7 protein-coding genes and 6 pseudogenes are annotated in these 9,978 nt (G+C 61.2%); 8 read left to right on the top strand and 5 right to left on the bottom strand.

Translation table 11 applies throughout. The features are described from left to right. Window positions 1-42: 42 nt before the first annotated feature. The 4 genes and pseudogenes from ACVMB1_RS41995 to ACVMB1_RS42010 form a co-directional block, all read left to right on the top strand. Window positions 43-177 (top strand): annotated as a pseudogene (locus tag ACVMB1_RS41995) (AAA family ATPase); the annotation flags it as partial. A gap of 119 nt (window positions 178-296) precedes the next feature. Further along, window positions 297-521 carry an ATP-binding protein gene (locus ACVMB1_RS42000; RefSeq protein WP_253609786.1) on the top strand — a complete coding sequence of 75 codons (225 nt, stop codon included), beginning with the start codon at window positions 297-299 and terminating at the stop codon, window positions 519-521. 49 nt (window positions 522-570) lie between these two features. Next, window positions 571-1,592, top strand: a pseudogene (locus ACVMB1_RS42005) (IS110 family RNA-guided transposase). Window positions 1,593-1,869: 277 nt separating this feature from the next. Beyond that, window positions 1,870-2,115: pseudogene (locus ACVMB1_RS42010) on the top strand (ATP-binding protein); the annotation flags it as partial. A gap of 668 nt (window positions 2,116-2,783) precedes the next feature. Here the strand turns inward: ACVMB1_RS42010 and ACVMB1_RS42015 are convergent. Next, window positions 2,784-3,747: pseudogene (locus ACVMB1_RS42015) on the bottom strand (IS110 family RNA-guided transposase); the annotation flags it as partial. 183 nt (window positions 3,748-3,930) lie between these two features. Here ACVMB1_RS42015 and ACVMB1_RS42020 point away from each other — a divergent pair. Beyond that, window positions 3,931-4,371, top strand: a complete 441-nt coding sequence (locus tag ACVMB1_RS42020) for a transposase family protein (protein WP_253609783.1) — start codon at window positions 3,931-3,933, stop codon at window positions 4,369-4,371. Continuing rightward, window positions 4,295-4,636 (top strand): transposase, encoded by a 342-nt coding sequence (locus tag ACVMB1_RS42025; protein WP_253609782.1) that lies wholly within the window; start codon window positions 4,295-4,297, stop codon window positions 4,634-4,636. The genes ACVMB1_RS42020 and ACVMB1_RS42025 overlap by 77 nt, the downstream gene beginning before the upstream one ends. Here the strand turns inward: ACVMB1_RS42025 and ACVMB1_RS42030 are convergent. Both ACVMB1_RS42030 and ACVMB1_RS42035 read right to left on the bottom strand, forming a co-directional pair. Continuing rightward, window positions 4,606-5,548 (bottom strand): IS630 family transposase gene (locus ACVMB1_RS42030; protein WP_141343507.1). Its coding sequence is split into 2 segments (ribosomal slippage): window positions 4,606-5,208 and window positions 5,210-5,548, totalling 942 coding nucleotides; the frame shifts between segments, so codons are not numbered across the junction. The genes ACVMB1_RS42025 and ACVMB1_RS42030 overlap by 31 nt on opposite strands. A gap of 180 nt (window positions 5,549-5,728) precedes the next feature. Beyond that, window positions 5,729-5,884: a hypothetical protein gene (locus tag ACVMB1_RS42035; RefSeq protein ID WP_253603942.1), complete on the bottom strand. Its 156-nt coding sequence runs from the start codon at window positions 5,882-5,884 to the stop codon at window positions 5,729-5,731. Window positions 5,885-5,943: 59 nt separating this feature from the next. On the opposite strand from ACVMB1_RS42035, the gene ACVMB1_RS42040 reads away from it, so the two are divergent. After that, the gene (locus ACVMB1_RS42040) at window positions 5,944-6,360 is read left to right on the top strand and encodes a hypothetical protein (RefSeq protein WP_253603940.1); all 417 of its coding nucleotides are present in this window, start codon (window positions 5,944-5,946) and stop codon (window positions 6,358-6,360) included. A 287-nt stretch (window positions 6,361-6,647) separates the two neighbouring features. Here ACVMB1_RS42040 and ACVMB1_RS42045 read toward each other — a convergent pair. Then, window positions 6,648-7,847: pseudogene (locus ACVMB1_RS42045) on the bottom strand (IS256 family transposase). Between the two features lie 147 nt (window positions 7,848-7,994). Continuing rightward, a pseudogene (locus ACVMB1_RS42050) lies at window positions 7,995-9,340 on the bottom strand (IS5 family transposase). A 423-nt stretch (window positions 9,341-9,763) separates the two neighbouring features. Here ACVMB1_RS42050 and ACVMB1_RS42055 point away from each other — a divergent pair. Further along, window positions 9,764-9,978, top strand: a 215-nt coding sequence (locus tag ACVMB1_RS42055; RefSeq protein ID WP_456849828.1) for a hypothetical protein, incomplete at its 3' end; no start/stop codon positions are given.

Raw genomic sequence — 9,978 nt, forward strand, 5'->3', positions numbered from 1 at the left:
CACCCCACCGTCGATCGCTTGCGCGCCCTCGGCCTCGCCGCCATGGCCGATACCCTCGCCGAACTGCAGAACAATCCCGAGGCGGCCGGAATGCCGCACGCCGATTGGCTCGGCCTCCTCGTCGATCGCGAGGTCACCGCCCGTGACAACCGCCGCCTCACGCGCCGCTTGACCAGTGCTAAACTCCGTCAAGCCGCCGCCATCGAGAACGTCGACTATCGCACCGCCCGCGGCCTTGTTCGCTCTTCCAAACCCTCGCCACCTGCCAATGGATCCGTGATGCCAACCATCTGGTCATCGTCGGCCCAACCGGCACCGGCAAGTCCTGGCTTGCGTGTGCGCTCGGCAACAAGGCCTGCCGCAACGGCTTCTCCGTGCTCTACAAGCGGGCATCCCGCCTGTTCGCCGATCTCGCCCAGGCGCGCGGCGAAGGCCGTCTGGCGCGCCTGATCACCGCGCTCGAGCGCGTCAATCTCCTCATCCTTGATGGTGTGGACGGCCTCACCTCAACGGCATCATAGTGCCAAGGCGTGGTCGCCAGAGCGCCACAAAGAAGGGAGACCGTCCGCTATGAAATTTATCAGAATAGGCGTTGATCTCGCCAAAAACTATTTTCAGGTTCACGCGCTATCTAGCGAGGATGCACCAGCCGTAAAGCGCAAGCTGACGCGCCGGACAATGCGCGAGTTTTTCTCGAAGATCGAGCCCTGCCGCGTTGGCATGGAAGCTTGCGGCTCAGCGCACTATTGGGCGCGCGAATTGAAGGCCATGGGGCATGATGTGTCACTGATGCCGCCAGCCTACACAAAGCCCTATGTCAAGCGAGGTAAGAACGATGCCGTGGATGCGGAGGCCACCTCTGAAGCAGTCTCGCGACCTGCAATGCGTTTTGTGCCGGTCAAGAGCGCTGATCAGCAAGCGACCCTGATGCTGCACAAGGCGCGCGAGCTGCTCGTCAAACAGCGAACGATGAGCGTAAACGCTCTACGCGGCCACCTAGCCGAATTCGGACTTGTCGTCGCCAAGGGCACCGGCCGCGTCAACGAGCTTTTAGGCCTTGCAGAAGGCGACACGACTCTTTCGGACGCCGCTGTCATGGCTGCAAAGGTTCTCGGTCAGCAAATTGATGCGCTCGGAAGCGCGCTCGATGATCTAGAGAGGGAGATCGCCAAGGCCCACGCGCGAAGCGAGACGAGCCGTTCGCTCGGCGAAATTCCCGGCATTGGCAAGCTTGTTGTCTCGGTAATTGCAGCCAGTGTACCGGACCCAAGCGTATTCAATTCGGGGCGGGATTTTGCTGCCTGGCTGGGGCTGACGCCACGGCAAATTTCGAGTGGGGGTAAACCGACTCTCGGAAGCATCACCAAGGCGGGTAATCGATATATAAGGAAGCTACTGGTTCTCGGAGCAACATCGCTTCTAAACGTTGTGGAAAAAGCCGCGGCGGCTTGCGCGACTGGATTGTCGGGCTGTTGGCGAAAAAGCCGGCGCGGCTTGTGACCGTTGCCCTTGCCAACAAGCTGGCTCGGATCATCTGGGCAATGATGAGAACCGGAGAATGCTTTCGCACCGAGATGTTCGCGAAATCCTGAGCGTCAGTTTCGCCAGCCGCGTCCAAATCAAAGAGTTCTAAGCTTGGTAAGTGCAAGAAAGGCATGACGAAAGACAACGGTCGCCACCGAAAACCAGGAAAACCCCGACCAGTCGTGTGAGCTCCAAAGCTCGCATCCTTGATGTGACCCCTTGGTTGTCGGACTTCATCAGGGCCCGCGGAGATATGATCCACGCTAAAGGCCGGACATACGATCGCAGCCGTCCAAGTCGTTCGAAGTGCCAAATTGTGCTTGCCATCAGAGGCCGTCCACATATGACGACTGGGGACCCGAACCGCTCACCGCCGACCAGCGCCGTGATCTGCTTGAGATCGTCGACGATCGCTACGACAAGGGATCCTTGTTGATCACAAGTCAGGTCCCCGGGTCGCAATGGCACGACGTCATTGCCGATCCCACCCTGGGCGATGCGATATTGGACCGCATCATTCACTATGCGCACCGCCTCGAGCTCAAAGGCGACAGTCTGCGGCGTCAGGCTGGCGAAAAGAAAAAGCCGTGAGTACCTCGCGCACGATCGCTCCGCCGGTCCACAAGCCCCTCCCGTGCGCGTCGCTCCGTCGCTCGTGGGGGCACTCCGCGCCGCGCACGGCCCCTCCCATGGACCGTCGGAACGATCTCCAAGCCAGCCCGCCAGCCTTGACCAGGAGGCCATTTCCAGCACGCATAAACCCGTCAGCCGTGTTCGTCTCCGAACCTGATCACGATCACTGGAATCCGTGATCACCATCGCCTAGAACACCTGATCACCATCCCTGGAATGCGCATGCCAGGCAGGAAGGTGACTCTTATCGCCGCGTTGAGTGATCACTGGGGATCGCCGGCGGCGACGGACGGACGAGCGAGAAGAAGGCCCGGATCGCGGCAGAGAGCTTTGAGGAGGGGGCGAACATCTCCGAGGTGGCGCGGCGCGATGGCGTTTCTCGCGGACTGCTCACGGTGTGGCGACGCCAGGTAGCGGCGGCGCTGGCCGGCAAAGCCCAGAATTTCGTGCCTATCCAAATTGGCGCCGAGAGCGATGGCGGGAGGGTTGGCAAGTCCGAGTGTATTTCGCCGGTACAGACGAAGCCCGTGGAGATTGCCACGCCGCCGGCCAAGGTCTGTGGAGTGGTCGAGATCGAGGTGAACGGGGCGCGCATCCGGGGCGAGCCGGGGGTGGAACTGGCGACTCTTGTTCGCCAGGGCGATCGCCACCAGCATGCGTGGCTTCCTGACGAGAATCTGCGCAAGCCATGAGCCTTTGGGGATCGACTTGCGCCCCAGCCAGTTCGCTCGCGACATAGCCCCCACGATAAGTAATTGGCGAATGTCCGCCTGTCCCTCTCTCGAAACGCGCCCAAGCCTTTCCTTTCCTCCGGAGGAATGTTGCCGCGGGACTAAGCCGAGCCAAGCTGCGAAGTCTCGACCACATTTGAAAGTTGTCATGTCGGGCGCGAAAGCCTCGATCGCCAGCGCGGTCAGCGGACCGACTCCTGGCATTGTTTGCAGCCGGCGCGCCGCTCGAGTCCGCGCCGCCAACTTCTTGAGTTGCTCTGTCTTGGCATTCCGTCTTCTGGGTAATTTGATCAATGAGACTCCAGCATTCCTCCCGAACTAGTTCCGGCAGATCGACGTTCGGCTCCTTGAGGATTGCGGCAATGCGTTTAAGTTGTTCGATGCCTTATGGGACGGTATGACCAAATTCGTAAACAGCAGCACGTAATGCGTTGACTCAATCAGTATGCTGACGAACAAGCCGCTGCCGACTCCGAAACAACATTGCTCTGGCCTGCTGCTCTTCCGATTTCGGCTCGACGAAGCGCATCTCTGGGCGCTGTGCAGCGATTACTATTGCTTCGGCATCAGCCGCGTCGTTTTTTTGGCGCTTCACGAAAGGCTTCACGTATTGCGGCGCGATCAGTCTAACTTCATGGCCGAGCTTAACCATCTCTCGTGCCCAATAGTGAGCGCTGCCGCAAGCTTCCATCACCACCATTGCCGTTAAGTGCTCCGCCATGAACTTCCTGAACTGTGGCCGAGACAGCTTCTTTCGAAACTTGAGATGCCCAGTTGTTGATGCGCCGTGGAGCTGGAAGACATTCTTCGCCAGATCTACCCGGATTATAGCGCGACAATCAGGGGTTCTTCCGCACATTTGGTGCAGGGTGTGGGATTCACGGACAGTGCGAATAAGGGGATAAGGTTGGAATCGCAGTCGACGCCGTGATTCGCCTTGCTCCAAGCCTTCCGCTCGCTGATTTCCCCCGAGCTTTTGATTGTCCAGATACTTCCCCAAACTGACAGGGTGGTACTCGTGACTCGACCGAAGGCAGCGGTCGTGCTCTGTCCCTGTTGCAGCTACCAAACTCGTCAGGTCCACAGCCACTACACGCGACTGTTAGCCGATCTGCCATGGCAGGGTCAGGTGGTCGAAATCCGTCTTCAGGCGCGACGGTTTCGATGCGCGAACCCCGGATGCCTGCGCCGAATATTTACCGAGCGACTACCGACGACAGTACGGCCGAGAGCGAGACGAACAATCCGTCTCGGCGAGAGCCAATTGGCGATCGGCTTTGCTGTGGGCGGAGAGCCCGGCTCGCGCCTGTCGCACAAACTCGCCATGCCGGTTAGCGGCGATACCTTGCTGCGGATGGTTCACTCGGCCCCCTTTACCGGATTTTGCTGCTCCGACTGTCGTCGGCATCGACGATTGGGCTTGGCGTCGTGGCCAAGGATATGGAACGATTATCTGCGATCTGGAGCGCAATTGCGTGCTTGATCTGCTTCCGGATCGCAACGCCGACAGTGTTGCTCGCTGGCTGAAGAGCTGGCCGGGGATCAAGATTTCGGCCCGCGATCGTGCGGGTCTTTATGCTGACGGCGCACGCTGTGGTGCGCCCAACGCAGTTCAGGTCGCGGACCGATGGCACTTACTTAATAGCTTAGGGGACGCCTTGCGTCATGCGGTCGGTCGCCATCGTCACAATCTAGAGCATTTTCCACATGATGTGGATCATCTGGTGTATCCAGCATGCCTAAAGTAGTTGGCACACATCTGCGGCGCAAACGACTTGACGAGTTTGCCGATGAGTTTGAGCAGGGCTTGGACCGTGCGGGTGGCGCCTTTGCGCAGCGCAGCTTTCAACCGGGAGAAGGCCTGTTCGATTGGATTGAGGTCGGGCGAGTAGGCCGGCAGATAACGCACGCGGGCGCCGACAGCCTCGATCGCCTCGCGGACACCGGCGATCTTGTGAGTGCGCAAGTTGTCCATGAAGACGATGTCGCCCTTGCGCAAGGTCGGCGCCAGGACTTGCTCGACATAAGCCAGGAACGAGGGCCCATCCATTGCACCGTCGATGACATAGGGCGCCGTGAGGCCATCGATGCGCAGCGCGGCGACAAGCGTCAGCGTCTTCCAGTGACCATGGGGCACGCCAGAGACGAGGCGCTCACCGCGAGGAGAGCGCCCATAGTGCCGGACCATCTTCGTCGTGACCGCAGTCTCGTCGATAAAGATGAGGCGCGGTGCACGCAGCTTGGGCTGCTCGGCTTTCAGCGCGGCACGCTCGGCAGCGACGTCAGGTCGATCCTGCTCGGCGGCGTGCAGTGTTTTTTTTGAAGGTGATGCTGTGACGGTCGAAGAAACGCCAGATCGAACCGATGCCGGCCTTTTGCTTTCTCTGAGAGCGCAGACGCGCGCGGATCTCCTCGAGCGTCAGGTCCGGCTCCGCGGCGATCAGCTCGATCAGCCACTGCTTGTGCTGCTCCAACGGCGAGCGGCTGTGCCCGGTGCCGGGCTTGGCCTCAACGTTTCCGGTCTTCCTCCAACGATCCATCCATCGGATCGTAGTCGAAGCGCCGAGATTGAGAATGCGCGCAGCCTCACGTGCGCTTTCGCCGGACTCAACAAGCTCAACCGCACGCACCCTGAGGTCCTTGGAGTATCCCTTCGCCATCGCATGCCCCGCATGTTGTCGCGGGCAACACCGAATCTGATTTGCGTGCCCGTGGGAATCCCCTTTGACTGTTCCGATTCACCTCAACTGGAAACCGCTCTAGCCGCAGCGGTGCAAATCATGGCCGCCGCAAAAACTCCGATCACCGGCGTGTCCGCGCCAGCGCCGGGCCTTGCACAATTACGAGCGGATAGACGAGCTGCGCGACGCGAACGTTGGGATGAAATTTGTCGCCTCCGCGCGCAAGGTTGTCCGACATCCGGCATCGGCAAACTGCTCGGTATCGACAGGCGCACTGTCCAGCGCTGGCTCGCCGCCGGCGGCGAGCCAGAGCATTCGCGTCCTCATAGACCCTCGCATCTTCTCGCGCCCTTCGAGGCATGGCTTGAAGCGCGATGAGCCTCAGGCAGCCGGGTGGGTCACAGCTTTGGCGGGAGCTTCAGCAGCAGGGTTATATCGGAAGTCGGGTGACGATAGCGCGATGGGCCGCGAACAGGCGTGAACGTGAAGCCCTTGAAGGAGCAGCACAACCGCCCCCGACCTGGAAAGCTCCTACACGTCGTCGCTGTGCTTGGTATTTGAGCCAGAATCTGGATCAGATCGATGCTGAAGCCAAGCTGTTTCTCGGACACCTGTTTGCGCAAGCGCCGGAACTCGCCACGGCAGCCGAGCTGGCGAAGCGATTTGTGTCCCTTCTCGGCGGCGGCGACATCGCCGAGCTCGATGAGTGGATCGCGCAAGCAGCCAACAGCGAGCTCAAGAGCTTCGCCAACGGCATGCGCGCGACGTCGACGCCGTCCGCGCAGCAATAACCACGTCCTGGACAACCAGTCCTGTCGAAGGCCAGATCAGCAGGATCAAAGCCATCAAACGACAGATGTATGGTCGCGCAAGTTACCCGTTACTGCGTCGACGCGTGCTTCTGGCCGCCTGAAATCGACCGACCTTCCGTTGCTCTCGATGCACCAAATGTGCGGAAGAACCCAATCAGGATGAGAGCGGAGTCTCACCTTGATCGCCGCCGCGCACCGGATCGTGCCCCGGGGCGTGGTGTAGCTGATTGCGGTTGGACCGCGTTCGCCGGCAGGGGCCGGATCGGTCAGCTGGCGATTGCCGGGAAGCTGACGGCGGGATCATCGCCCAAAGGCGTGATGGTTTCCAGCGTCATGTAGCGACCGCGCTGGACGGCCTACTCGTCGTTCTGCTCGAGCAGGATTGCGCCGACCAAGCGTGTGATGGCGTCCTCATTTGGGAAGATGCCGACCACTTCGGTTCGCTGCTTGATCTCGCCATTGACGCGCTCGAGCGGATTGGTCGAGTGCAGCTTGGCCCGATGCGCAGCAGGGAAGCTCATATAGGCCAGCACGTCGGTCTCGGCCTCATCCAGGAAGACCGCGAGTTTCGGCAATTTGGGACGCAGTTGGTCGGCAATGCGCCGCCACTGCGCCCGCGCCGCCTCAGCATCGTCCTGGGCAAAAGCGGTGGCAATGAAGGCGGAGACGACGCGTCGCCCGCTCTTGCCGGCGTGCGCCAGCGCGTTGCGCATGAAGTGCACGCGGCAGCGCTGCCAGCTGGCGTTGAGAACCTTTCCGACAGTGGCCTTGATCCCCTCATGGGCGTCGGAGACGACCAGCTTGACGCCGCGCAGGCCGCGCCGGGCGAGCTTGCGCAGGAATGCGGTCCAGAACGTCTCGGCCTCGGACGGACCGATGTCCATGCCGAGAACCTCGCGCTGGCCGTCGCTGTTGACCCCGACCGCGATGATCACCGCGACCGATACGATGCGCCCGTTCTGGCGCACCTTCACATAGGTGGCGTCGATCCACAGGTAGGGCCAGTCGCCCTCGATCGGCCGGTTTAGAAAGGCCTTCACCTTGTCGTCGATCTCGGTACACAGCCGCGACACTTGGCTCTTTGAGATGCCGCTCATGCCCATGGCCTGCACCAGGTCGTCGACCGAGCGGGTGGAGACGCCCTGCACATAGGCCTCCTGCACCACTGCCGTGAGGGCCTTCTCCGCCATCCGCCGCGGTTCGAGGAAGCCCGGGAAGTAGGATCCTTTGCGAAGCTTGGGGATGCGCAGCTCGACCGTGCCGGCGCGGGTCTCCCAGGTCCGGTCGCGGTAGCCATTGCGTTGGGCCAGCCGCTCCTGGCTCTTCTCCCCGTAGGCTGCCCCCGTCAGTCCCTCGACCTCGAGCTCCATCAGCCGGTGGGCGGCAAAGCCGATCATATCGCGCAAAAGATCGGCATCAGGGGTCTTCTCCACGAGTGCACGCAGGTTCATCATGTCGTCGGTCATCGGTGGTTCCTCGAATCAGGTTGGTGTCGCAACCCAAACCTTACCGACGAATCATCGGTGACCACCCGCAAAGCCGCTCGCTCGCTACGGCGCTATTGGGGAGCGCGCGTCGCGAGCGGCTTTGCTAACCAGCTACATAGTCGTCCGTTAACAAGCGGGGTCGAGGGCGACTGGGGTTGCGAAGGCGGGCCAAAGAGCGATCAGGATGAAGCGCAAGAGCTTCCTGAGCCAGGCGAGGATGCGGCGGAAGTTGTGGCCCATGGCTGAGAGGACGACGTTGGCGGCGTCTCCTGGCGGCCCTTGAGGTAGCAGCGGCCGAGGTGACCTTCGGCCTTCAGGTGTCCGATGATGGGCTCGATGGCGGAGCGGCGGCGCAGCTCGCGCTTGATGACACCGAAGACGCCGCGCTTCTGGCCGGAGATGAAGACGCGACGGGGATCTTGCGCGTCGTGGCCGCGGTATCCCTTGTCGACATAGGCGCGCTCGATCGCACAGCCGGTGAGTGTCTCGGTGCGGTCGATGGCGTCCCGCAAGGTGTGACCGTCGTAGGGGTTATCGGGCAGCGCCTTGGCGTGCAGCACGAACAGGCCCCCAGGAGCACGGCGGTTGTTGGTGACGATGGAGGCCTTCACCCCGAACTCGTAAGGAGCGCTGGCCTTACCCTTGCCGATGCACTCCACCTCCGGAGCATGGAAGGAATACAGCTTCCAGCCGCGCTGGCGCTGCTGCTGCGAACGGATCTGCGTGGCCCGGCTGAGCGGCAGTGCGAACGCGTTCTCGAGCGCTTCCTGCCCTTCGATCTTGCGGCGGATGTCGCGGATGATCCGGCCCAGTCGGCTACGCAGGATGCGCAACTGCCGCTGATGCCGCTTGAATTGCTTGGCATGGGCGTAGCGGGAAGCCATCATTGCCGCGGTCTTGGCAATGCGAAGATAGGATTGTCGCAGCTTGACCCCGTGCTTCCTCGCCAGGCGGTTGAGCCCCTTGATCGCCGCGTGCAGCAGCTTGGCATCGGTCGGGAAGGTGATGGCCTTCGGCTGCACGGTGGTATCGACCGTGACCCGCTTGAGGTCTTGGCTGCGTAACGCGCCGGTCTCGTGCGCCACCCGCAAACTCTCGGCCAGCAACAGTTCCAGCTTGTCGCCGAGCCGCTTGCGCCAGTGGCTCAGGTCCGAGCGCTCGTGCGGGAACGCGTGCTGAAAGAACTCTTCGCCGGAGAAGTATTGGAAATACGGGTCGTGGACCCAGCGCTCGCACAGCCCCTCATCGGACAGGCCGTAAATGTGCTTGAGCAACAGCAGCCCGATCATGAAGCGGGTCGCGATGCCCGGCCGACCGTTCTCGCTATAGAGCGGCGCGATCTCGCCGTCGATCCAGTCCCAATCGACCTTGCCGGCGAGTTGAACCAGCTCGTGCTTCATATTGATGATTTGGTCCAGCCTGGCCCGGAACAGATCGCCCGATCCCGTCGTCCTGTGCTTCTTCGGTCGCATCGCCACCTCCGATGCGCCGACGGAATCATGACTGGCGATTCGACGGAATCCTGAAAATGAAATTGCAAGGTTCCGATGCCCGAAGCTTCAAAATCCTGCAATCGCAAAACAGTCCGCAACGACAAATGCGATTCTAGCTCAATTGCTTAGCCGATCTTCACGGACGACTACATACACCACTATGTGGGACACGACCGACGACCGGGAAGAGTCTTGGTGAAGTCCTCAGCACCCAGTTTCCTGAAGATCACGTTCTTCAGCAGGAACGCAGCCGCGATACCCTGCTTGGTATAGTCCGAAAGATTGTAGGCGATCTTGGGACGCGGCAAACCGAGAAGGTCCTGAACCTCGCCCGCAGCACGGTCTACTATGAACCTCGGCCAGTTTCGGCCGAGGACTGTGTTGCGGCGTGGGGTCTCAACCATGATCGGCGTGGGGATCCCATCGTTTCAATTCAATGAAATCAATGGCCTGAAGGGGCCCGACGACGCCGATGGGGGGCATTTTTCGATCAGCATTCACAGCCTACGCCGCGTTCGAGTTCCCGAGGTGCGGGCGCCACCGGAAGCCGCTACCTTTCCGCTGTCGACGGATACGACGCCGATCATCCCGCTCGAGGCGAAGAGACTGTTCGGCCC

Source organism: Bradyrhizobium sp. USDA 4504 (assembly GCF_054063995.1).